We start from the raw sequence: 23,464 nt of genomic DNA, 5'->3' as shown, positions 1-23,464 counted from the left end.
GATGTATTTTAATTTGAAAATCAAATTAATTCGTCTACTCTAAACCCGCGCCACGTTTACGGCTAAGACTGAAACACCTGCTGCGGCGACTGTGACCCCGCAAAAGGACAGGTTGAACGCGGGTATCAAATTTTAAATGGCTGTTTTGCAAAGAGAATACGGACGACGGCGCCTGTTGGCCCAGATACGTCAGGCGGGCCGGATTCCGCGCATTGAACTGTCTGACCTGACCGGGATCAGCCGCGCAACCGTCACGACGATCACCGCCGAACTTTTGCAAAATGGCCTGATCGAAGAAATCCCGCGCGATGAAACCGAATCCGATACGCGGCGTGGCCGCCCGCGTGTCGATCTCAAGATTCGCGGCGCGGCGCACCTGATTGCCGGGGTCAAAGTCTCGAACCGCCAACTGTCCTTGGTGCTTCTTGATTTCGAAGGCACCCAACTGGCGGAACTGGAAACCGAACTGCCCGCCCCAGTGCTCAGCCCCGATGATCTGGCCTTGGCCATTAAAACGGCTGTCGATCAACTGGCGCAAAATGCCGGCCATCAACTTGCCGATATCTCGGGCGTGGGCGTCGGCATCGCCGGGATTGTCGAGGCCGTGGGCGGGTTTGTCTATTGGTCCCCGTCCCTGTCGGAACGAAACGTGGAATTCGGGGCTGTCCTGACCCGGAACATGGGCGTCCCGGCCTTTGTGGATAATGACGCAAATCTGGTTGCCGTGGCGGAAAAAAACTTTGGCCTCGGTCAAACCCATACTGATTTCATCGTCGTGACCATAGAATCCGGCGTCGGCATGGGGCTGGTCATCGGCGGAGACCTTTATCGCGGCACCCGGGGCTGTGGTGCGGAATTCGGCCATACCAAGGTGCACCTCGACGGGGCGCTGTGCCGTTGTGGTCAGCGTGGCTGTCTTGAGGCTTATGTCGCCGATTACGCCCTGGTGCGCGAGGCGCTGACCATCCCGGGCGCCGATCCGTCCGCCCCGCCGGCCGATCGGATCGAAACCCTGCTCGCCGCCGCGCGCAAGGGAGACCCGACCGCAAAAAGCATCGTCAGCCGAGCCGGGCGCATGTTTGCCTTGGGCCTTGCCAATCTGGTCAACATCTTCGACCCCGAACTGATTATTCTGGCCGGGGAACAGATGAAATTCGACCACCTCTATTCCCCCGAGGTGATCGAAGCGATGCGCAAATCCATCATTCAGGTCGACAGGGACCCGCCCGAGGTGGCCGTTCACAAATGGGGAAACCTGATGTGGGCGCGCGGGGCCGCGGCATATGCACTTGACCAGGTGTCCGAACTCGCCCTCGAAGGGCTGGGCGGGCATGCGGGCTGAACTGCTTGCGCTGCTGCTTGTGGCAGGCCCGCTGAGCGCAGAGCCGCGTTTCGCAAAGGTCGATGATGTGCCGCGGCACGTCTATGCCGGGGGCTGGGAACACTTCGTCGGCGGCGGCGTCGCGGTTTTTGATTGCAACGGGGATGACCTGCCCGAGCTATTTGCTGCGGGTGGTGAAAATCCCGCAATGCTGCTGCTCAATGGCGAGACGGCGGGCGGCGACCTCAAATTTTCCGATGCCACACCGGACGCCTTGAACCTGACCGGCGTAACAGGGGCCTATCCGCTCGACATAGACGGCGACGGCCATTTTGATCTGGCCGTTTTGCGGGTGGGCGAGAACCTGCTGATGCGCGGCGCGCCCGATTGCGCGTTTACCCCGTTCGACAAAATCGGGTTCACCTCTGGCGATCACTGGACCACCGCTTTTTCCGCCACGTGGGAGACAGGTAACACTCTGCCCACGCTCGCCTTTGGGAACTATGTCGACCGCAGTGATCCCAAGGGTCCATTCCGCGCCTGCGATGTGAACCATCTCTATCGCCCTGACGGGGCCCGCTATCAGCCCCCGACCAGCCTGGTGCCCGGCTATTGCCCTCTGTCCATGCTGTTCAGCGACTGGGGGCGGACCGGGCGGGCCGATCTGCGCCTCAGCAATGACCGGCATTACTATGTCGACCAGGGTCAGGAACAACTGTGGCGGATGGACGATGCCCCCCGCCTTTTCGACGAAACGGATGGCTGGAAACGCCATATGCTTTGGGGCATGGGCATCGCGTCGCGCGACGTCAACCGCGACGGCAAACCCGATGTGTTCCTGACCTCGATGGGCGATCAGCGGTTGCAGTTCCGCGTCGGCGACCAACCGACGTTTCAGGACGCTCCCTTTGCAACCGGAACAACGGCGCAGCGCCCCTATCTGGGCGGCGACGGGCGCCCATCGACCGGGTGGCACGTGGCCTTTGGCGACGTACAAAACGACGGGTTGGACGATATTTTCGTGACAAAGGGAAATGTCGAGCAGATGCCCGACAGCGCCATGGACGATCCCAACAACCTGTTGATGCAAAATCGCGACGGCCAGTTCGTTGAACGAGGCGGTGCGGCCGGTCTGGCCAGCCTGCACCGTGGTCGCGGGGGGGCTCTCGTTGATCTCAACGCCGATGGATTGCTGGACGTCGTGGTCGTGAACCGCCGCGCCCCGATTGAGCTGTATCGAAACGTCACCCGCCCCAGTGGCAACTGGCTGACAGTGTCGCTGGCCCAGTCCGGCCCGAACACCCATGCGGTTGGCGGCTGGATCGAAATCGACGACGGGAGGGGGCCAAGTCAATTACGGGAAATCACCGTCGGCGGCGGTCATGCGGGCGGTAGCGCCGTGCCGGAACACTTTGGCCTTGGTCCGGCGGAAAAGGTCCGCCTGCGCGTGGTCTGGCCGGGCAACGTAGTGTCGGATTGGGTGGAAACCGAAACCTCACGGCGATTGCGCATCGCCCCCTCCGGCACCGGCTTGACCCTTTCGCCCTATTGATCCACCGGCAATCCGCTTGGAACGGCATCCGGCACACCCAGCCGCCCGACAAGGCTCGTCTCATCCGTCAGACTGTGCAGGAACGCGATCAGCTGTTCGATTTCCGCATCGCTCAAACTGATCGGTGACAAGGTGTTGGCAGCCGCAATGGCGTCGATCTCCGCAATATCGGCCATCACCGCCAAATCCGACGGGAACGGGCGACCCGGCAAAACGGACTGCGAAGCGTCATACCGTTTGAGTGCGGCAACCGGGTCCAGATGGTGACGGATAACCCCGGACAGTGTCGCATAGGCTCCGTCATGCCCATAGGGCGCGGTCTGCGCCACATTGCGCAGAGACGACGTTCGAAAAGCATAGGCATCGCGCGGATCGCCCGTAACGCGCATGCGGCCAATATCGCGCGTGTGTCTTTCGAAACGGGCGGCTTTGCCTGGCCCGATCTGGGGCATCGCGATGGCGTGAAACCCGTGATCCGTCTGGAATTGCCCGGCATGGCACCGTGCGCAGCCCGCCTTGCCGTAGAACAATTCCATACCCTTGGCGGCCATCTCGGGCAATGCGGTGCGATCGCGCAGAAACCTGTCAAACGGGCTATCATCGGCCCGCCATTCAAACGCGACAAAACCCGCGATCATATCCGAAATGTCGGTGAACCCGATGTCGCGATCACCGATCACCTGCCGAAACCGGTCGCGATATTCCGGGATATCCGCAACCCGTTTGGCAAGGATCGACCACGCCCCGCCCGGCCCGGTCAAGCGCCCCTGCCGCACCGCCTGTGCCACGTCATTTTCCGAATAGTGACCGGCCATTTCATCGCCCGACAGAACCGGAAACATCGATTGCGCCGACAAGGCGGATGCAAACCCTTGTTCCATATCCGCCCCCAGAGGCGTGCGAATACCCGAGGCGCGGCTTTCATCGACCTCAAGCCGTCCGTCATGGAAAAAGCGGGTGAACTGGGACGCCCCCAGATTGAACAGAGCAGGCGCATTGCGCGCGATGCGCTGTTCCGGGGCGTTGCCCGGATCGCCGCGCCGCTGCGGGCCAAGCCCGATACCGCCGTCCCCCAGACCGAGGGACACGCCATCGGACGTGCCGAACCGCGGATGGTGACAGGTGGCGCAGGAAACGGCTTTATTACCGCTCAGGACGGGGTCGTAAAACAGCAACTGGCCCAGTTTTGCCTGCTCGATATCAACCGCAGGGAACCGCGCGTCTGCCTGTGGCAGAGGATCGGCAAGGGCCGCAGTCTGCAGAAACAGAAAACAGAGCAGAACGCGGATCATGAACCTTCCTTTGTGGCGCGATGCGCCGTTTCCACGATTGAATGACAGGGCCATTGCGAGGGTGCAAACCCCGCGTATGTACCCTAGGCGGATCGCGAGGATCAGACAAACCGGTTGACGTAATTCTCCAACTGCTCCTGCCGGCCGGACCGTGGCGCGGGGTCGACCTCACCGCTCATCACCCGTTCAAAGATGCTGTCGAAATCGCTGTCCATCATCGTCTTGGCCTCGGGCCCATCCCAACCCGCATAGCGGTCGGCCAGCGCCTGATCCAACCCTCCGTCTTCATACATGGCCACCGCCGCCTTGAACCCGCGCGCGCAGACATCCATCGCCCCGACATGCCCGGCAATAAGATCCTGCGGATCAATCGACTGGCGCCGCAGCTTGGCATCGAAATTGGTCCCGCCCGTTGTGAAACCGCCCGCCTTCAGAATGTGGTAATAGGCCAGGGCAACCTCGGGGGTGTTGTTGGGGAATTGATCGGTGTCCCATCCCGATTGGTAATCGTTGCGGTTCATGTCGATCGATCCGAACACGCCCAGCGCCGAAGCCGTTGCGATTTCATGTTCGAAACTGTGCCCCGCCAGAATGGCGTGGCCCTGTTCGATGTTCAGTTTGACCTCGTTTTCCAAACCGTATTTCTGCAGAAAGCCGTAACAGGTGGCGACATCATAGTCGTATTGATGTTTCGAGGGCTCCTGCGGTTTCGGCTCGACCAGAATGGTGCCTTTGAACCCGATCTTGTGTTTGTAGTCGACCACCTTGTTCAGGAACCGGCCCATGTGGTCCAGTTCGCGGCCCATGTCGGTGTTGAGCAGGGTTTCATACCCTTCGCGCCCGCCCCACAGGACATAGTTTTCGCCCTTCAACCGTTTGGTGGCGTCCATGCAGGTTTTCACCGTTGCCGCGGCATAGGCAAAGACATCCGGATCGGGGTTGGTCGACGCCCCGGCCATCCAGCGCCGGTGGCCGAACATGTTGGCAGTGCCCCACAACAGACGGATGTGGCGCCCGTCCATCTTCTGTTCGAAATAGTCGATGATCTTCTGAAAATTGCGATAGGAGTCAGAAAAACTGTCACCTTCGGGGCGAATGTCCGCGTCGTGCCAGCAGAAATAGGGCTGACCCAGAATATCGAAAAGATCAAAGGCGATGTCGGCCTTGACCCTGGCGCGGGCCATATCGTCCTGCGGATGCCAAGGGCGTTCGAACGTCGGCCCGCCAAAGGGATCGCCGCCCTCCCACGCGAAGGAATGCCAATAAGCCACTGCAAAGCGCAGATGCTCCTCCATCCGCCGACCCATGATAATTTCATCGGGGTTGTAGTGTCGAAATGACAGCGGATTGTCGCTGTTTTCACCTTCAAAGCGCACCGGCGCGATCTGATCGAAAAAGGGATGTGTCATGGTATGGCTTTCATCACGGGATAAGTTGCTGCAAATGCGGCATAAGCATCGGCATAGGCAGAGCTGAGATCGCGGCGCGGATCGATGGTTTCCGCAATCGGGGGTTTCGTCATGACCTGTCGCGGGTCCGCACCTGTCACCCCGCAGATTGCAAGGCGCGCTGCCCCCAGCGCGGCACCGAATTCACCCTGTTTTGGCAAGTCCACAGGCATATCCAGAATGGTTGCAAGCAGTTCGACCCAATATCGCGACTGTGCCCCACCGCCAATCGCCAGAACCCGCTCCAGCCGGGCACCGGTTGATTTCAACGCTTCAAGGTTGTCCCTCAGCGCAAAGCTCACCCCTTCCAGAACCGCGCGTGTCAGGTCGCTTTGGTCACTGGCGATGTCCAGTCCGGTAAGTGACCCGCGCGCGGCACTGTCGTTATGCGGTGTGCGTTCTCCGGACAGATAGGGCAGGAACCGCACCCGTCCGGGGGCTGAAATCTGATCGCCCAATGCGCCGGTCAGAACGGCGGGCCTTTTCCCGGTAATGCGCGACAGCCAGTTCAGACAGTCGGTCGCGGCCAGAATGACACCCATCTGGTACCAGGTGTCAGGTATCGCATGGCAAAACGTGTGAACCGCACTTTCGGGCCTTGGGGCAAAGCCATCCCGCGCGGCCAGCAACACGCCCGAGGTGCCCAGTGAGACAAAACCGTCGCCTTCGTTCAACGCCCCGACCCCACAGGCCGACGCCGCGTTGTCCCCGCCCCCCGCTACGACCTGAACGCCCCGGGGTATAGCCAGTTCATCCGCCAGGTCCGCACGAATGGGGCCGACAATGCCGGTCCCTTCGAGCAAATCGGGCATCTGATCACGGCGCATGCCGGACTGATCCAGAAGAAACGCCGACCAATCGCGCGCGCCTGTGTCGAGCCATGCGGTACCAGCGCTGTCGGACATGTCCGATTTCTGCTGACCGGTCAGCCAGTATGACAGGTAATCCTTGGGCAAAAGAACCTTGGCAACCTGTGAAAAAACTTCGGGCTCATTTTCTGCGACCCACATGACCTTGGGCGCGGTGAACCCGGGAAACACGATATTTCCGCTGATGCGGCGCACCTCGGGGATGGCATCCAGCCGCGCGGCCTGATCATGGCTGCGCGTATCGTTCCACAGCATGCAGGGCCGCAGGACCTGACCGGATTCATCCAGCAAGGTGGCGCCATGCATCTGCCCTGACAGGCCAATGCCCTTGAGTTGTGCAATCTCGTTCGGGGCTGCGCTCCGCAATCTGGTCAGTGCCTGACAGGTGGCATCGATCCAGTCCTGCGGATCCTGCTCGCTCCATCCCGGGTGGGGATGCGAAACGGTCACGGGGGCGTCGGCGCTGCTGAGAACGGTTCCGTCACCGTGAACCAACAAGGCCCGTACCCCGGACGTTCCCAGATCAAGTCCGATATACATGTCATCTCCCCCCGTCGGGCAAATGTCCCTAGATTTAATTCTCGTGTCAAATTAAAATAAATTCGCCGCGTGAAATGGCCGTCTTTTGCGCGCCATTGACGGGGCCTTTGGCCGCGTAAAAATCAGATCAAAAGAAAATACCGGTGAGACAGGACCGATTCAGGAGGTCCCTGCCCGCCACTGTCGAAGCTTTGCAGCAAACACTTGCCACAAGGGTTTCCTGTCCTCTGGCGGCGCGACACTGGGAATCACCACGATCGGCGCGATCCCCAGTTGGCGTTCCAACTGTCGGGCGCTGCGCACAACGGGCGCACGCCAATCAAGAAACAGCGCCGCAGCAAAAGCGGCCACCATGCTCACCAGCGCGCCCCAGAGCATTGCGCGCCGACGCGGGTCGAACACAGGGGCGTCCGGGCGAAACGCCGGCTCGCTCACCACCAGTCGTTCCGTCTGCCTGCGCGTTTCCATGAGATAGTTGATTTCCGCAGTCCCACGGCGCGCCGAAATCACGTCTATCTGGTCCTCCAGAAGCCGCTTGTGACGCGCCAGCTTGGTCAGCTCGCGTGCAATTTCGAACAGCGGGCCTTCGGAACTTGCCAATTCGTTCCTGCGGTCACTCAGCAATCTGCGTTGCGCATTCAGCGTGTTCATCTGCTGGATCAACGGATTGAGCTGCGCAGTTTGCGCGTCGGACCGGCCTTCTTTCTCAAGCGCGGAAATCTGCGTTTGAAGCTCGGCGCGGTTCTGGTCAATCTGGTCAATTGCGTCTTTGGTCGATGCAATTTCCGCATCTCGCAAACCTTCTGATCCCGGCAGTCCTGCACCGCCGGTCTCTTGCAGGGTCACCATCATGTCTTCGGTTTCGGCCATGTCCCGAAACAGTTTCTTTTCCTGAATGGTAAAGAATTCGAACATTTCGCGGGCCCGCTCGATCCGCACACTGGCGTTCATGTTTATGATCCGGTGCGACAGTTCCTGCGCCACAAGACGCGCCTGTTCAGGGTCCGGCATATCGGCCGAGATTTTCAGAGCGGACAGCGTTTCCCTGATAAAGACGTTTTCAATCCGAACCGCATGACGCATCCGGTCCACCAGATCATCGGCCGATATCCCGGCCTCATCTCTGAAAAGGTCATAGGCCTCGGCGATGTCGATCAGGTTCTGACGGCCCAAAAGGCGCTGCTCCAGCAGCTCCATGCGGCTTTCCAGATGCTGGGCTGGGTCCTGGGTGGCCAGCGCGGCATCACCGTGCGGGCTGACGATCTCGACGATCTCGGTGGACCGATAGGTATAAGGCCTGCTCAACGCATAGAAAAGCGAGACGACGCAGCCCAGCACGAAGACCAGAACCATGACATTCCCGCGTCTGCGCAGCATGTCGGCCAGATCGGCGAACGCCTGGTGTAGGTGCCGCTGTGCCATCAGCGGACAGCCCGCATCCGGATGTCACCGCCACCCGTTTCCAGGATTGGGCGCTGCTTATACATGGTTGCCAATCACATCCGACGGCAGGCCGTGATTGAGAACAACGCCGAAAATCTCGGTCTGTCCGGCCAGCAACTGTTGGCAGGTACGCAGGTGCTCGGGGGATGATTTCGTCGCATCCGCCACCAGCAGGACACCGTCAACCTGGGGCAGGAAAGCCAGCAGGTCGTCGGATTCGAGCATCGGCGGAAGATCGTACAAGGTCACGTCCGGGCACAGGGTTTGATCGAGTTTGGCCAGAATATCCGCAGACCGCTGCGCGATCAGAAGTTCGTCGGCATCGTCGCTTGGCTGATGGCTAAGCCCGACGGCCAGTGCATGGCTGGTGCGCACCAGATAGCGATCCATCGCAAAATCGCCGGCCAGGAAATCGCTGGTATTGCACCCGGCGCGGACGCCGATTTCTTCCGCGATGCCCGGGCGGCGCATGTTGAGATCCAGCAATATGGTACGCCAGTTCGGAACGCGGGACAGGCTCATCGCCAGACGCACCGCGGTGAATGTCGCGCCGCAGCCGGGCGTGGGCGACACGATTGCCACCCGCGACCAGCCGTTTTCGCGCAACTGATGCACCAAACGCGTGCGCAACAGGCCAAAGGACCGGGTCAGCGGATCGCGGACCGACGCAGCAGCCAGCCCCTCACCGCCCAGAACGGGGGCGCGTGGGTCAGCCATGACCCGTCGCAACGCGCGCCAGATCATCGCCGCAGGATCGATGGCGGTCAATTCCGCCGCGTTGCCACCGGACGCACCCTCACCCGTCTGGGCGCGCAACAGCGACGGGGCGGCACCGGGCAGGCTCAGCACACCGCCGGAAATATTCCGGCGGCTCTGCGCAGGTTTGCTCTGTTTTGACGGCATTTCATCGCGCACGGAGGTGCGCGATGAACGACCGCCGGTCTGGTCTTCACCGGGCACGTCAGTCCTCTGGTTCCAATGGGTGCAACGCTCAAGCGTTTGGCGGATTGCGAATGCTTATGGCGGTCTCAGTAACCGGTCCGGCGCAAAACGACACCTACAGTTTTCACCAAAATGAGAAAGTCATGCAGAAACGACACATTCGAGAAATACTCGGCGTCCACTTTGGCACGGTATCCAAAGTTATTTTCGTTTCTGGCCGACACCTGCCACAGCCCAGAAATTCCGGGGCGCATCGCGAAATAGGGTTCGGCATCGCCGTACATCGGCAACTGTTCAGGCAGCATGGGACGCGGGCCGACAAGGCTCATCTCGCCGGTCAGCACGTTCCAGAACTGAGGCAGCTCATCCAGCGACGTGGCCCGCAAAAAGGCACCCGAGCGCGTGATGCGCGGGTCATTCTTCAACTTTTGCGTGGCGTTCCATTCCGCCCGCAGCGCCGGATCGCTGGCCAGAACGGCGGCCAGTTTTGCGTCGGCATTGGGCACCATCGTGCGCAGTTTCAGGATGGAAAACACCTTGTTGTTCCGCCCCAGCCGGTCCTGCCGGTAAAACGGGTTCCCGCCATCCAGCATGACCGCCACGACACACAGCAAAGCCAGAGGCAGCAAGACAGGAAGCGACGCGATCACCAGGGCGACATCCAGAACACGCTTTCCGACCGAGGCGTAAAACCGGTGCGGCGAGGGTTTTGCGGATTTATGCGCGGCGGGTTTTCGTGCAAGCGTCTTGAAGGGCGCATCAGTACTCGCATGGCCGGAAATTGCCACGGCCGACGAAAATCGGCCTACTGAAGGGACATGCGCGCTGTGTACGGGGCCGAAATTGGCATAATTCGCTGGCAGCGTATCATGGTTAAAATCCTTCATAGTCACCCTCCAAGGCGCTTACCCGAACCTGGGTCCGGTCGTCGAAATGCCCCCAAGCAGTCCAACCCTAAACTCTCAAAGCAGCCTGCGAAGCCAAAGCCCGCTGCGCTGTCAAGGTCACCAGGCCGGGCGACATCCTGCTGAACCTTTGTCATTCAAATGACGCCAGTACGTCCCAGCAGGTGGCCGCCTTGAAATGGCCTAAATTGAAGATAACGATTGGTACAGTTTTTGCAGAGATTTCGCCGAAAACGGGGCGTTTTCGCCCGAATTCGGTGGATTCCAAGGGAATGTCGCTCAGCCTTTGGAACCAATCACTTTGAATCCACTGCATTGTTGAAAATCCGCGCCCTCAGATGGCCGGGAATCACCGGATCAACGGCACCTGCTTTTCTGATGGATACGCTGATTTTGGTCAGATGTTACGGTTTCACGCGGTCATCGCCGTTGCCGTATCCAGCATCCGGTTGGAAAACCCCCATTCGTTATCATACCAGCTAAGCACGCGCACAATCCCGCCGTCCCCGACGCTTGTCTGTTGCGTGGCGAAAATCGACGAATGTGGATCGTGATTGAAATCAGAGGATACAAGCGGCAGGTCAGACACCGCCAGTACTCCTTTCAACGGGCCCGATGCTGCGGCCTCGGCGACAGCCTGGTTGATGCCCTCCACCGTCGCCGTTCGCGTCGGCATGAAGCACAGGTCAACCACTGAAACATTGGGCGTCGGCACCCGGATCGCAGAGCCGTCCAGCTTGCCCTGAAGTTGCGGCAGCACCAGACCCACCGCGCGCGCCGCGCCGGTCGAGGTCGGGATCATGGACAGCGCCGCCGCCCGCGCGCGATAAAGATCGCGGTGCGCTGTATCCAGGGTCGGCTGATCGCCCGTATAGCTGTGCACCGTCGTCATATACCCGGTTTCGATCCCGAACGCGTCATCCAGAATTTTGGCGACAGGGGCCAGGCAGTTGGTGGTGCAGGACGCATTGGAAACGATGCGATCCGCCGGGGTCAACACATCGTGATTGACGCCAAATACAATCGTCTTGTCGGCATCCGACGCCGGGGCCGAAATCAGCACCCTCTGCGCGCCGTTTTTCAGATGTAGCGACGCTTTTTCGCGACTATTGAAGATACCGGTACATTCGAGTGCGACATCGACATCGCCCCAGTCCAGTTTTGCCGGATCCCGTTCGGCGGAAACGCGGATTTCGTGCCCGTCCACGATCAGCCTGTCGCCTTCGACCCTGATGTCCGCGTTAAGGCGCCCGTGGACCGAGTCGAACTGCAGCAGATGCGCGTTGGTTTCGGTCGGCACCAAATCGTTGATCGCGACGATTTCGACATCTTCCCGCTTGCTTTCGATCCAGGCACGCAACACGCAGCGCCCAATGCGTCCAAAGCCGTTGATGGCAAGCTTTACGGTCATGTTTGGCCCTCCGGGTCAGTGTTCGGGGTATGATAGCGCTAACATTGCCGTTTAATAACACCGCTTTGCCGCAAAAGCCAGAGGTTTGCTGTTCACGTTTTTCAGGCACTTTGCACACCACAGTCCCGCAAACCATGTGGCCCTGATTGACAGCAACCGGCATAATGACCACACCCGGCAGCAACGGCACGGGCGACGGAAAACCCCCGGCTGGACAGGAGATTTGACATGCTGGCCGATTGGATTGCGCTGGACTGGGCCCCGGGTTGCGTTATGGCATGGGCAATGAACGGAACAACTGTTCTGGATCACAGGACGCATGCCACCGAGACAGGCCAGGATGTGCCGGTCGTGCTGCGCGATCTGTTTGCCGACTGGGATTGTTCGAAGGCGTCGGCGCTTGTCGCATGTGGTGCCCTTCCGGGGTCTTCCGAGCGGCTGCAATCCGTTCCCTGCAAGCCGGGCACGACAATTGCCGAGGTTCCCCCCCTGCCCGGTTTCGAGATCAAGATTTTTGCAGTGCCTGGACTGCGCCAGGAAACACCCACCGATGCGGTCTGGGGTCCGGAAACAAAGATTTCCGGTTTTCTCTCGCTCAACCCGGGGTGGGACGGCGTGATATGCGTGCCGGGCGAAACGACCTGCTGGGCGCTTGTCAGTGCCGGTGAAATCGTAAGCTTTCAAACCTTCATGACCGGCGCTCTGACCGATGTGCTTGGCCAGACCGATGCCTTTGTCAGCCGATGGGCCGAGGCGGACTGGAACACCCAAGACTTTGATGCCGGGCTGACGGAAACCCTGTCACGGCCCGACCGATTGGCCGCCAAGCTGAGCGAGTTACGCGCGCTGATCCTTCTGGACCAACCGCCCGTGTCCCCGCGCGCCTATCTGACCGGGCTCCTGGTGGGCGCAGAACTCGCGGCGGCGCGGCCCTATTGGCTGGGCCAGCAACTGGCGGTCATCGGCGACACCACTGACGCGGCACCCTATGTTGCCGCGCTTGAGGCCCAGGGCGCGCCGGTCACCCGGAGCAATGCCAAACGGGCAACGCTGGCGGGGCTGACTGCCGCGTGGCGCATGTTGAGCTAAAGCGCAATTCCCGACCCGTCACACCTTGTGACGCGCGCCCGGCGCTGGCGGGTTTTCCGGCGGACCGGCAAAGCATTGCGCAATGGCCATCCATCCCTGCGCGGTTATACCCATCGTTTGCAACTGCGTATCACCAATACTGCGCACCTGTGTAACGACCTGCGCAAACTCGACCGCGCGGCCGCGCACGGCGTTATCCGCCTGCGCGTCGTTCCACGTCCACACGGCCCCCGACGGCGCGACAAGTTCAACATGAGGCGCAGGATCAGGCACAGGCAGGCCGCGATTTGCATAGGACCACGCAAACGTGGCAACGCCAAGATGGGCGATGTTTCGAATGCGATCATGCTCGGTCCGGACCAGGCCAAGAATGTCGAACACTTCCTGCCCATGTGCCCAGGTTTCCATCTGGCGCGCGGTAATCGATGACAGGGCGCTCATGTCAGGTCCGGCCCATTTCACCCGTTGTTTCGGGTCGGCGCCGCCATAGGCGTCTGCGGTGCGGTCCGCCGTTTCACGCCATTCTTCGAACAGGGCCCGCCCGCGCAGACCGTTCAGCCAGGGATATTGCGCCTCGCGCAGCGATTTGCCCTGCCTCAGGGCCGCGGCAATCGGGGCAAAAAAATCAGCAAAGGCCGCATCCCCCTGAAGCGTCTTTTCCGCACCGACGTTGAACATGTGCAGATGTCCGATCACATCGTCGATCGTCCATCCCTTGAACTGGGTCTTTATGTCGAAATCACTATCCGAGAGAGGCTCCAGCACGTCAGCAAGGGCCCGGCTTTCCTGACGAAAATCTTCAGCTTGCTTCATGTGGACACCCCGATGTTTTGTGCTGGGATGAGGTTAACCCGCCAAAGGCAGATATTCCAACGCGATTTGATCCGCGATAGGCTCGCCCCTGGCTGGCACAGCGAAGAATGCGAAGGGGACGAGGCGATGCAGAATGAGACCGCCCAGACGGCGCTGGATGTGATCGTGATCGGAGCCGGATTTGCGGGCGTGTGCATGGGAATCAAGCTGCGCGAACAGGGTATCACGAATTTTCAGGTCCTGGAAAAACACGATGATGTCGGCGGGACATGGTATGCAAACACGTACCCCGGGGCGACCTGTGATATCCCGTCCCATTTCTATTCCTTTTCCTTTGCGCCTAATCCGGACTGGAGCCGCCTCTATTCCCCGCAACCCGAAATTCTGGAGTATATCCGCGATTGCGTCGAGCGTTTCGGTCTGCGCCCGCACCTGCGGATGGGGCAAGAGGTCTCTGACCTGGTCTTTGACGAAACAAGCGGCCTGTGGGACGTCCGCCTGACCAGCGGCGAAACTCTGCGGGCAAGGTTCGTGGTCAATGGCATGGGCGGGCTGCACCGGCCATCCTGGCCCGATATTCCCGGGCGCGACGGGTTTCGCGGCGTGACAATGCACACGGCCCTCTGGGATCATGATTTTGATCCAAAAGGAAAGACCATCGCTGTCATCGGTAGCGCGGCCAGCGCAATTCAGGTTATTCCGAAACTGGCAAAAACAGCGGCGCGGGTCGATGTCTATCAACGCACGCCCAACTACATCTCGCCGCGCGGCGACTTCGCCTATTCCGAGCGGCAAAAACGGGTTTTCAAACGCTTTCCCGTTTGGCAGCGATTGTACCGCTGGTTCATCATGAAACGTCTTGATGTCCTGATTTTCCCATTGGTCCACAGCACAAAGCGGCGGGATATGCTCTCGCGGCGGATCGGGGCCTACCTTGCCAAGGCCGTCAAGGACCCCGACTTGCGCCGCAAGCTGTCCCCGGATTACGAACTGGGCTGCAAACGTATCCTGGTGTCGGACGATTTTTATGCCGCGTTGAAGCGGAGCAATGTCGATCTGATCACCGATCCGATTGACCAGATCACGCCAGCCGGTGTGGCAACCGTTGATGGCGCTGAACGCCCGGTCGATGCCATCGTTTTTGCCACCGGGTTCGACATTCAGGGCCAATTTACCGCCCTGAACGTCACCGGGCGCGCGGGTCTGACACTGCGCGAGGCCTGGCAAGACAAGGTCGAAGCTTATCGCGGCGTCATGGTCGCCGGGTTTCCGAACTATTTCCAGGTCACCGGCCCCAATAGCGGTGTGGGAACCACTTCGGTCGTGTTCATGATAGAACAATCAGTGCGTTGGATCCTTGGCGCCATGGGCCGCGTTGCAGACGGGAAAGCCATCGAAGTGACCCAAGACGCGCAAGACCGGTTCAACGCGGAGCTACACGCCGACCTTTCAACGACGGTCTGGGCGACGACCTGTTCCAGCTGGTACAAACGCGACGACGGCCGCATCGAAACCCTCTATCCCGGAAGCGCCGCCGCCTATGCCCGCGAAATGCGGTCGCCCGATGACCGGGATCTGACGTATCGCCCGATTTCAGCGTGAAACGAACCGCCGGACAGGTCAGGGAAAACGGTTTTTCCCAAACGGACGCACCCGATCCGGCGCGCGAAATCTATGGCTTGCCAAATGAGGGGATCGGTCGCATTCAAATAGACATCAGGCGAAGGAACCCAATGTGAGCAGTGCCGGAATGATCGCGACGCCGCAACACGGCACCTATGATGTCATCATTATCGGCGGGGCCATCTATGGCTCGGGCGTGGCCTGGTTTTTGAGCAACAGCACCGATTTCAACGGTCGTATTCTGGTCGTCGAACGTGACCCCACGTATGAATTCGCATCCACGTCCCACACCAACAGCTGCATCCGTCAGCAATTCAGCGCCGAGATCAATGTCCGCGTGTCCCAGTTCGGGGCCGCATACATCAAGGATTTCAGAAACCAGATGGGCGGCGATCCCGATGTGCCGGAATTGCTGCTGCACAGTTTCGGCTACATGTATCTGGCCGACACGCCCAGCTTTGCCGAAACGCTTCAGGCCCGTCAGGAATTGCAGCAGTCCTTGGGCGCAGGCACCCGGCATCTGAGCGCGGATGCGATTGCCCGCCAGTTCCCGTTCTACAATCTGGACGACATCCTTGCCGGCAACCACAACCCGGTTGACGAGGGCTATTTCGACGGTGCGACCATGTTCGACTGTTGGCGGCGCATGGCACGCAAGAAGGGCGTCGAATTCATCGCGAACGAGGTCTGTGCCATCGGGCTGAACCAGGGCGGTGACCGGGTTGAAAGCGTTACACTGGCGTCCGGTGAACCCCTGACCTGCGGGCACGTGGTAAATGCATCGGGTCCGCGCGGCGCGCTGACGGCGAAAATGGCAGCCATCGACCTGCCGGTTGAACCGCGCAAACGCCACACGTTTGTTTTCGCCGCGGAAAAACCTCTGGACCAGGACCTGCCGCTGACCATCGACCCGTCGGGCGTTCATATGCGCAGCGATGGCATCTATTACATGGCAGGCTGTCCGCCGGACGTAGACGGAGCCGTCGATGTCACGGATTTCGCACCCGATCACAGCCTGTGGGAAAACAAGGTCTGGCCGGCCATTGCCCATCGCATCCCCCAGTTCGAAGCGATCAAGCTGATCAATTCCTGGGTCGGGCATTATGCCTTCAACACCTTTGATCAGAACGCCGTCATCGGCCCGCACCCCCGCGTTACCAACTTTCTGTTCGCCAACGGGTTTTCGGGGCACGGTTTACAGCAATCCCCTGCCCTCGCGCGCGGACTGTCCGAGTATCTGACCTTTGGCGAATACCGGTCGCTTGACCTCGCTCCATTTCACTTTGACCGGATTGCCGAAAACCGGCCCCTGACCGAACGCGCGGTGATCTGACCGCCCCCCTAGCTGACAAGGAGAGATGAATTGAAAAAGATCGTACTGACCGGCGCGGCCGGACGTCTTGGCGACTACCTGCGAAAGCCCCTGTCGCAAATGGCAGACACGCTGATTTCAACCGACTTGGTCCAGGATATCGGGCCGCTGAACGCAAACGAGACCTATGTTCAGGCCGATCTGTCCGACCGCGCCCCCATTGCAAAGATGCTAGAGGGCACGGATATGGTCGTTCATTTTGGCGCGATCCCGGACGAGGCGCCGTTTGAGGACATTCTGCAATCCAACATCGTCGGGGCCTATAACGTCTGGAGCGCCGCCCATGAACACGGGGTGCGCCGCATCGTTTATGCCAGCTCGATCCACGCAGTCGGCATGTACCCCAAGACAACCGCAATCACCGCCGATCTGCCCCACCGCCCCGATACGTTTTACGGCCTGTCCAAGTGTTTCGCCGAAGATATGGCGCGCATGTACTGGGATAAATACGGGCTCGAATCCGTGTGCCTGCGCATTTATTCCTGTGCGCCGGTCTCCAATACGCGCTCGCTTGGGTCATGGCTGTCTTACGACGACCTGATCCATCTGGTGGAACAATCGGTTTCCACCCCGATCACAGGGTTTGCCATCCTCTATGGTGTGTCCAACAACGACCGAAGCCCGGTGGACAACTCTGCCGCGTCCTTTCTTGGCTATCGCCCAAAGGACAACGCCGAGCAATTCGCCCCAAAAATCCTGGCCGAAGCTCCAGCGGCAGACCCCTCGGACCCGGCGCAGATGTGCCACGGCGGGCCATTCGCCTCGGTCGATCTGGGCATCAGCGGCATCCAGTTTCTCGACATCCCCAAGAAATGACTGCGCAGCCAAACGCCGGGGCGAACGCGTTTTCAGACTGAAATCGCGTTCATCAACTCGTCCCGGCTAAGCGCATCCTTGCTCCCCGATTTCAGAACCGCGCCCCGGCGCAGCACGACGAAATCATCCGCGATCCTGTATGCAAAGTCGAAATACTGCTCGACCAGAATGATCGCCATATCGCCCTTGTCCCGCAAATAGCAGATCACATCGCCGATCTGCTGGATGATGTTGGGCTGAATGCCTTCGGTCGGCTCGTCCAGCAACAGCAGCTTGGGCTTGGTGATCAGTGCCCGGGCAATGGCCAGTTGCTGTTGCTGCCCGCCGGACAAGTCCCCGCCACGCCGGTTCTGCATATCCTTGAGAACGGGGAACAAGTCGTAAATTTCATCCGGTACGAAATGCTCGGCCGCAGGCAGGCAGGCATATCCCGTTTCCAGATTCTCGCGCACACTCAGCAACGGGAACACATCCCGCCCCTGCGGGACATATCCAACACCCATCTTGGCCAGCGCATGGGCCGAAACCTTTCCCAGGGGCCTGCCGTCGAACGTCACCTCGCCAGAGGATCGTTGATGCGTGCCCGACAGCGCCTTGAGCAGGCTGGTCTTGCCCACACCGTTGGTGCCCATCACGCATGTCACCTCGCCCGTCCGCGCCGTTAGCGAGATGTCATACAGGATTTGCGAACTGCCATAATGCAGGGACAGGTTTTCGACGTTCAGCATCTCAGCGCCCCAAATAGACGTCGATGACGTCCTGATTGTTGGTTACGTGGTCCAGACTGCCCTCGGCCAGAACAGAACCTTCGTGCAGCACCGTCACCTTGCAATTCAGGCGCCGCACGAACTCCATGTCATGTTCGACAACCACAACCGCGCGGGTTTTGGCCGCCTCGACAAGAATGCTGGTGGTGTGTTCGCGCTCTTCCGGTGTCATGCCAGCGGCCGGTTCGTCCACCAGCAACAGTTGTGGGTCTTGCGCCAGCAACATGCCGATTTCCAGCCACTGTTTTTGCCCGTGCGACAGTTCTCCGGACTTGCGCGCAAGCGCGTCGGTCAGCCCGATCTGCGCGGCGAGGTCTTCGACCCGGGCCCGGTCCTGGTCGCTGCGCCGATAAAGCAGCACGGCCAGTGGCCCGCGATTGGCCTTGAGCGACAACAAAAGGTTATCGAACACACTCTGATCCTCAAACACCGTGGGGCGCTGGAATTTGCGGCCAACGCCTGCGCGGGCGATCTGTGCCTCATTCATCCGGATCAGCGAAATGGATTTGTCGCCCCAGATCACCCGCCCCTCATCGGGGCGCGTTTTGCCTGTTACGATGTCCATAAAGGTCGTTTTACCCGCCCCGTTCGGCCCGATAATGGCACGCATCTCGGACTTGCCGATCTGAAAGCTGAGGTTGTTGATGGCGCGGAACCCGTCAAAGGTGACCGACACGCCTGAGACTTCCAAAAGGGTGCTCATCCCCGGCCCTCCCGTTCCTGAAACGATCCCTTGTCAGGGCCATAGGCCGCGCCATGGCGGTTTGGCGCCAGCCTGTCGTTCAGCAGATCGAACAACCCGCCGATCCCCTTGGGCGCGTAAAGCGTGACCAGAACAAAGGACAGGCCCAGGATCACTTGCCACCATTCCACCCATTTGATCGTGTAAACCCCAAGCGACACCTCCGGCACCTGACCGCCCGTAAACCACGAGGACACCAGTGAAACAAACGCCGCGCCGATGACCGCACCGTAAAGCCGCCCGCGCCCGCCGATCGCCACCCAGACCGCAAGATAGATCGACGCGATCGGCGCCACCTCGGCGGGGTTGATGATCCCGGCCTGCGGGTAATAAAGCGCACCGGCAATGCCCGCGATGATCGCGGTAACCACAAAGATAAACAGCTTGTAGCTTTCGACCGAATAGCCAAGGAACCGCACGCGTGCCTCGTCATCGCGGATACCGCGGATCACGCTGCCGAACTTTCCCGATACGATCCAGGCGGCCAGCACATACCCCAGCCCAAGCGCCAGCGCGGATCCCCAAAGGAACCAGACCGAAACAACGCTTTGCGCAATGTCTTCGGCGCCCGGCAGATTCTGCAACCCGGACAACCCGTTGTTCCCGCGCAAGCCGCTGTCGTTCTGAAACAGGAACAGCGCCAGAGCCAGGGTCATCGCCTGTGTCAGGATCGACAGGTAAACCCCGGCCACGCGGCTGCGAAAGGCCAGCCAGCCAAAGACCAGCGCCAGCAGCCCCGGCACCAGCACAACCAGCGCCAGTTGCAGAACAAGACTGTCGGCAAAGGCCCAGATCACCGGAAAGTCGCTCGCCCCGACCACGCCGAATATCTGGTTGCCGATAGCATCCACGATTTCTTGCTCCGTCGGGGGGATCTGCGCGTTCGACATCGATTCAATGATGATGTCGCGGGTGCGCTCGTACATCAGCCACATGCCGATCATGTAGCCACCCAGCCCGAAGAACGCGACATGGCCCAGTGACAGGATGCCGGTGTAGCCCCACACCAGGTCCATCGCCACGGCGATCAGGCACAGGCACAGGGTTTTGCCCAGCGTCTTGATGAAACTGGTCGAAATCAGCCCCGTTCCGACGCCCTCGGACAGGACGCTGACCACCAGGGTGAACAGGCCCAGACAGGCCAGAAAGATCAGTATCGACGGGTTGCGCATGATGAAAGAACGTTCCATCGCTCAGTCCCCCGCTGCCCGGCCTTTGAGGGCGATGATGCCCCTCGGCCGGAATTGGATGAAAATGATGATGAAGATGATCATGTAGGTTTGTGCCGCCAGCGTGTTGGACGGGTTCAGCCATTCGACACCCTTCTGGAAAAACCCGATCATCACGGCCCCCGACAGGGCCCCCCAGATATTGCCGACACCGCCGACAACCACGGTCATGAAACTTTGCACGATGTAATCGCTGCCCAATTCGGACGTGACCTTGGCAAAGAGGCCGATGGCCACCCCGGCGATCCCGGCAATGCCCGAGCCGAGGCCGAACGTCAGCATGTTCACCTTGTCCGGGTTTATCCCCATGCTGGCCGCCATGCGCGGGTTTTGCGTCACGGCGCGGGTTTCCAGACCCAGCCGGGTCTTTTTCATGATGAACAAGAATACCCCCAGAAACAGCGCCGCCAGAACAAAGATAGCGATCCGTATATAGCTGATCGACACCACGTCGTTCATCACCCACGCCCCGTCCAGCCAAGCGGGTGACGTCAGGGGGCGCGCCTGGGTGCCGAAAATGTTCTTGGCGATCTGCTGCAAGGCGATGGAAATCCCGAATGTCGCAAGCAGGGTTTCCAGCGGACGGTCATAGAGCCAGCGGATCACCAGCCGCTCCATCGCAACGCCGGCCGCGAAAGTCACCGCAAAGGCCAGCGGCAGGGCAACCAGGATCGACACGGTATAGTTCGGGATGAACTGCTGCACCACGTAACCGGTATAGGCGCCCATCATGATGAACTCTCCATGGGCCATGTTGATGACGCCCATCACCCCGAATGTGATGGCCAGGCCAATCGCTGCCAGGAAAAAGATCGACGCCAGTGAAAGTGCGTCCAGCGTCAGATCGAGCGCCTGATTGGCCGCGACATTGCGCGAGATCGCCGACAACGCCCTGTTCGCGGCTGCGGTCACCTCGGCAGAGGGTTCGCTGTAGGCCTCGTAAAACACGTGGGTGCCAAGCGCCTCATCGACGTTTTTTTCGTCGACGAAGGGCGGCACGATGCCCTGATCGGCCAGCGCGGAATACGCGCGGATACGCTCCTCCTGTTTGTTCAGTTGGGCCACGGCAACACCGCCCACCATCGCGCCATCGATGTTGGCCATCAGCGCCTCGCGCACCGCATCGTCAGACACACGCGACGGCGCCAGTTTGGCCGCGACAAGCAGATCATAGGCGGCATCGCGCGACAGGGCCCTGCCACCGGGGCGCAAAGTGCGTGCGATGTTTTCGCCTGCAGGCACGTCGCCCTGCGCGACCTTGATCCGGGTTTGAACCAGCGGGTTGAGCGTGCCGCGCACATCCAGCGAAACCTGGCCTGACACCTCATTGATGGCTGCAACGCGGGCGGCCTCATCCGGATCGAAACTGATTGTCAGAAGCCTCTCGAGCTTTTTCTTCTCGGCCAGAATTCCGGCGTCGGTCTCTGTATCGAGTGAGGCCCGCAACGCCCCGAGATGCGATGCCTCGGCGTCGCGCTGTATGGATTGCAGCGCATCGCGTCGGCGCGACGGGTCCGGATCGGACAGTTGGAACTGAACCAGCGCCGCACCAAGCAAGGCGCGAATACCACTGTTGGGTTTGATCTGTTTCAGGTCGGATGTGGAAAATTCGCCCACCGGTTCACCGGTGTCAAAATCAAAAAGGCGTACCGTTTTCCTGTCGATTTCCTCGCCATAAAAGAACAAGCCATCGCTGTCGCGCAGGTACATCGCCTTGGCCTGCCATTTCTGAAGAACCGTTTGCGCCTGATCCAGTCCGCTATTGGCGAGGGCCTCGACGGCCGGACCGATCGTTTTACGCGAACTCTTTACGATAACCTCTTGAAATTCCTGAAGCAGCGTCTGAACAGGGGCCTCCTGGGCCGCTGACGTCTGGGCAAGGAAAAGGAATGTGACCAAGGCCACAAGTATACGCCGCATTAAATCCGCCCCTCGTTGGGTGAGAGGGGGAAACCCCCCTCTCTCCAATTGGTTATGATCAGTAGTTCGACTGAATTTGAACGCAGGAGCTGGTTTCGGTGTTGTACATCCCACAGCCCAGTTCTTTCCAATCCGACTTCAGAACCGCCGATTCCGGCAGGAAGTCGGTCCATGCATCGCCGGGGACCTCTGCGGTCTGGCTGATGATGTCGAATTGACCATCGGCCTGGATTTCACCGATCAGAACCGGCTTGGCCAGGTGGTGGTTGGGCAGCATGACAGCCGTGCCTCCGGTCAGGTTCGGCACTTCCAGACCATACATCGCCTCACGCACCGCATCGACGTCGGTTGTGCCAGCCTTTTCAACGGCTTTCACCCACATGTTGAAGCCGATGACATGGGCCTCCATCGGGTCATTGGTGACGCGATCTTCGCCAGCGTAGGCTTTCCACTGCTGAACGAATTCAGCATTGATGTCGCTGTCTGCCGACTGGAAATAGTTCCACGCCGCCAGGTGACCGACCAGGTTTGCCGTATCCAGGCCCGACAGTTCCTCTTCTCCGACCGAGAAGGCAACAACCGGAATGTCATCTGCCGAGACACCAGCCGCGGCCAGTTCCTTGTAGAACCCGATGTTGGCGTCCCCGTTGATGGTGCTGATCACACCGACCTTCTTGCCGTCGGCGCCCAGCGCAACGACGTCAGCGACGATCTTGGACCAGTCCGAATGACCAAACGGCGTGTAGTTCACAAAGATGTCTTCTGCCGCGATGCCCTTGGATTTCAGATAGCTTTCCAAAATATTGTTGGTGGTGCGGGGGTAAACATAGTCTGTCCCCAGCAGCGCAAATTTCTCGACACCCAATTCATCAAGGAAATAGTCGGTGGCCGGGATCGCCTGCTGGTTCGGGGCAGCGCCGGTGTAGAACACGTTCTTCGACGATTCCTCGCCCTCATACTGAACCGGATAGAACAGAAGGCCGTTCAGCTCTTCGATGACAGGCAGCACCGATTTGCGGCTGACCGATGTCCAGCACCCGAACATCACGTCGACTTTTTCAACGCTCAGCAGTTCGCGCGCCTTTTCGGCAAACAGCGGCCAATCAGACGCCGGGTCAACGACAACCGGCTCAAGCATCTTGCCCAGAACACCGCCCTTGGCGTTCTGATCCTCGATCAGCATCAGCATAGTGTCTTTCAGCGTCGTTTCGGAAATGGCCATCGTGCCCGACAGCGAGTGAAGAACACCAACCTTGATGGTGTCTTCGGCAAAGGCCGGCAGGACCGTGGCGCCAAAGGCCAACGTTCCGGCCAGCGCAGATTTCAGATAATTCATGAATATCCTCCTTGCGGAGTGCCTAGACCGACGC

At 60.0% G+C, this 23,464-nt stretch carries 19 protein-coding genes; 6 read left to right on the top strand and 13 right to left on the bottom strand.

Going from position 1 to position 23,464, the window contains the following annotated elements; genetic code table 11:
• The first annotated feature begins 175 nt into the window (after positions 1 to 175).
• The gene (locus tag ACXYMO_RS10330) at positions 176 to 1,342 is read left to right on the top strand and encodes an ROK family transcriptional regulator (RefSeq protein WP_458878611.1); all 1,167 of its coding nucleotides are present in this window, start codon (positions 176 to 178) and stop codon (positions 1,340 to 1,342) included.
• Positions 1,332 to 2,873: a CRTAC1 family protein gene (locus ACXYMO_RS10325; RefSeq protein ID WP_458878610.1), complete on the top strand. Its 1,542-nt coding sequence runs from the start codon at positions 1,332 to 1,334 to the stop codon at positions 2,871 to 2,873. Before ACXYMO_RS10330 ends, ACXYMO_RS10325 begins: the two co-directional genes overlap by 11 nt.
• Here the strand turns inward: ACXYMO_RS10325 and ACXYMO_RS10320 are convergent.
• The 7 genes from ACXYMO_RS10320 to gap all read right to left on the bottom strand — a co-directional run bounded on the left by ACXYMO_RS10320 (position 2,867) and on the right by gap (position 11,723).
• Positions 2,867 to 4,165 (bottom strand): cytochrome-c peroxidase, encoded by a 1,299-nt coding sequence (locus ACXYMO_RS10320; protein ID WP_458878609.1) that lies wholly within the window; start codon positions 4,163 to 4,165, stop codon positions 2,867 to 2,869. The genes ACXYMO_RS10325 and ACXYMO_RS10320 overlap by 7 nt on opposite strands.
• A 101-nt stretch (positions 4,166 to 4,266) precedes the next feature.
• A complete protein-coding gene (gene xylA / locus ACXYMO_RS10315) occupies positions 4,267 to 5,574 on the bottom strand; it encodes a xylose isomerase (RefSeq protein WP_458878608.1) in 1,308 nt (435 codons plus the stop codon).
• Positions 5,571 to 7,022, bottom strand: coding sequence for a xylulokinase (gene xylB, locus ACXYMO_RS10310; RefSeq protein WP_458878607.1), 1,452 nt, complete (start codon positions 7,020 to 7,022; stop codon positions 5,571 to 5,573). Before xylB ends, xylA begins: the two co-directional genes overlap by 4 nt.
• Before the next feature lie 159 nt (positions 7,023 to 7,181).
• Complete coding sequence (locus ACXYMO_RS10305) at positions 7,182 to 8,444, bottom strand: GumC domain-containing protein (protein ID WP_458878606.1); 1,263 nt, start codon at positions 8,442 to 8,444, stop codon at positions 7,182 to 7,184.
• A 57-nt stretch (positions 8,445 to 8,501) separates the two neighbouring features.
• Complete coding sequence (locus ACXYMO_RS10300; RefSeq protein ID WP_458878605.1) at positions 8,502 to 9,425, bottom strand: CpsD/CapB family tyrosine-protein kinase; 924 nt, start codon at positions 9,423 to 9,425, stop codon at positions 8,502 to 8,504.
• Positions 9,426 to 9,493: 68 nt separating this feature from the next.
• Positions 9,494 to 10,294: a sugar transferase gene (locus ACXYMO_RS10295; RefSeq protein ID WP_458878604.1), complete on the bottom strand. Its 801-nt coding sequence runs from the start codon at positions 10,292 to 10,294 to the stop codon at positions 9,494 to 9,496.
• A 430-nt stretch (positions 10,295 to 10,724) separates the two neighbouring features.
• Positions 10,725 to 11,723, bottom strand: a complete 999-nt coding sequence (gene gap / locus ACXYMO_RS10290; RefSeq protein WP_458878603.1) for a type I glyceraldehyde-3-phosphate dehydrogenase — start codon at positions 11,721 to 11,723, stop codon at positions 10,725 to 10,727.
• Positions 11,724 to 11,951: 228 nt separating this feature from the next.
• Between gap and ACXYMO_RS10285 the strand changes: the two genes are divergently transcribed.
• Positions 11,952 to 12,812 (top strand): 2-dehydro-3-deoxygalactonokinase, encoded by an 861-nt coding sequence (locus tag ACXYMO_RS10285; RefSeq protein WP_458878602.1) that lies wholly within the window; start codon positions 11,952 to 11,954, stop codon positions 12,810 to 12,812.
• Positions 12,813 to 12,830: 18 nt separating this feature from the next.
• Here ACXYMO_RS10285 and ACXYMO_RS10280 read toward each other — a convergent pair whose 3' ends face one another.
• Complete coding sequence (locus ACXYMO_RS10280) at positions 12,831 to 13,625, bottom strand: TIGR03084 family metal-binding protein (protein WP_458878601.1); 795 nt, start codon at positions 13,623 to 13,625, stop codon at positions 12,831 to 12,833.
• 126 nt (positions 13,626 to 13,751) lie between these two features.
• On the opposite strand from ACXYMO_RS10280, the gene ACXYMO_RS10275 reads away from it, so the two are divergent.
• The 3 genes from ACXYMO_RS10275 (at position 13,752) to ACXYMO_RS10265 (ending at position 17,436) form a co-directional block, all read left to right on the top strand.
• Positions 13,752 to 15,227 (top strand): flavin-containing monooxygenase, encoded by a 1,476-nt coding sequence (locus ACXYMO_RS10275; protein ID WP_458878600.1) that lies wholly within the window; start codon positions 13,752 to 13,754, stop codon positions 15,225 to 15,227.
• A gap of 148 nt (positions 15,228 to 15,375) precedes the next feature.
• Positions 15,376 to 16,581, top strand: a complete 1,206-nt coding sequence (locus ACXYMO_RS10270) for an NAD(P)/FAD-dependent oxidoreductase (protein WP_458879076.1) — start codon at positions 15,376 to 15,378, stop codon at positions 16,579 to 16,581.
• Between the two features lie 30 nt (positions 16,582 to 16,611).
• On the top strand, positions 16,612 to 17,436 hold the full coding sequence (locus ACXYMO_RS10265; protein WP_458878599.1) for an NAD-dependent epimerase/dehydratase family protein: 825 nt from the start codon (positions 16,612 to 16,614) through the stop codon (positions 17,434 to 17,436).
• Positions 17,437 to 17,468: 32 nt separating this feature from the next.
• On the opposite strand, the gene urtE is transcribed toward ACXYMO_RS10265, so the two are convergent.
• The 5 genes from urtE to urtA are packed head-to-tail and all read right to left on the bottom strand — an operon-like array spanning position 17,469 to position 23,430.
• On the bottom strand, positions 17,469 to 18,164 hold the full coding sequence (gene urtE / locus ACXYMO_RS10260; RefSeq protein ID WP_458878598.1) for an urea ABC transporter ATP-binding subunit UrtE: 696 nt from the start codon (positions 18,162 to 18,164) through the stop codon (positions 17,469 to 17,471).
• Position 18,165: 1 nt separating this feature from the next.
• A complete protein-coding gene (gene urtD / locus ACXYMO_RS10255; protein WP_458878597.1) occupies positions 18,166 to 18,906 on the bottom strand; it encodes an urea ABC transporter ATP-binding protein UrtD in 741 nt (246 codons plus the stop codon).
• The gene (gene urtC, locus ACXYMO_RS10250) at positions 18,903 to 20,135 is read right to left on the bottom strand and encodes an urea ABC transporter permease subunit UrtC (RefSeq protein ID WP_458878596.1); all 1,233 of its coding nucleotides are present in this window, start codon (positions 20,133 to 20,135) and stop codon (positions 18,903 to 18,905) included. The genes urtD and urtC overlap by 4 nt, the downstream gene beginning before the upstream one ends.
• 3 nt (positions 20,136 to 20,138) lie before the next feature.
• Positions 20,139 to 22,094 carry an urea ABC transporter permease subunit UrtB gene (urtB, locus tag ACXYMO_RS10245; protein ID WP_458878595.1) on the bottom strand — a complete coding sequence of 652 codons (1,956 nt, stop codon included), beginning with the start codon at positions 22,092 to 22,094 and terminating at the stop codon, positions 20,139 to 20,141.
• Positions 22,095 to 22,152: 58 nt separating this feature from the next.
• On the bottom strand, positions 22,153 to 23,430 hold the full coding sequence (gene urtA, locus ACXYMO_RS10240) for an urea ABC transporter substrate-binding protein (RefSeq protein WP_458878594.1): 1,278 nt from the start codon (positions 23,428 to 23,430) through the stop codon (positions 22,153 to 22,155).
• Between the last annotated feature and the right edge of the window lie 34 nt (positions 23,431 to 23,464).

This window comes from Arenibacterium sp. CAU 1754 (genome assembly GCF_054482635.1).
This window is presented reverse-complemented; position numbering and strand designations above follow the sequence as displayed.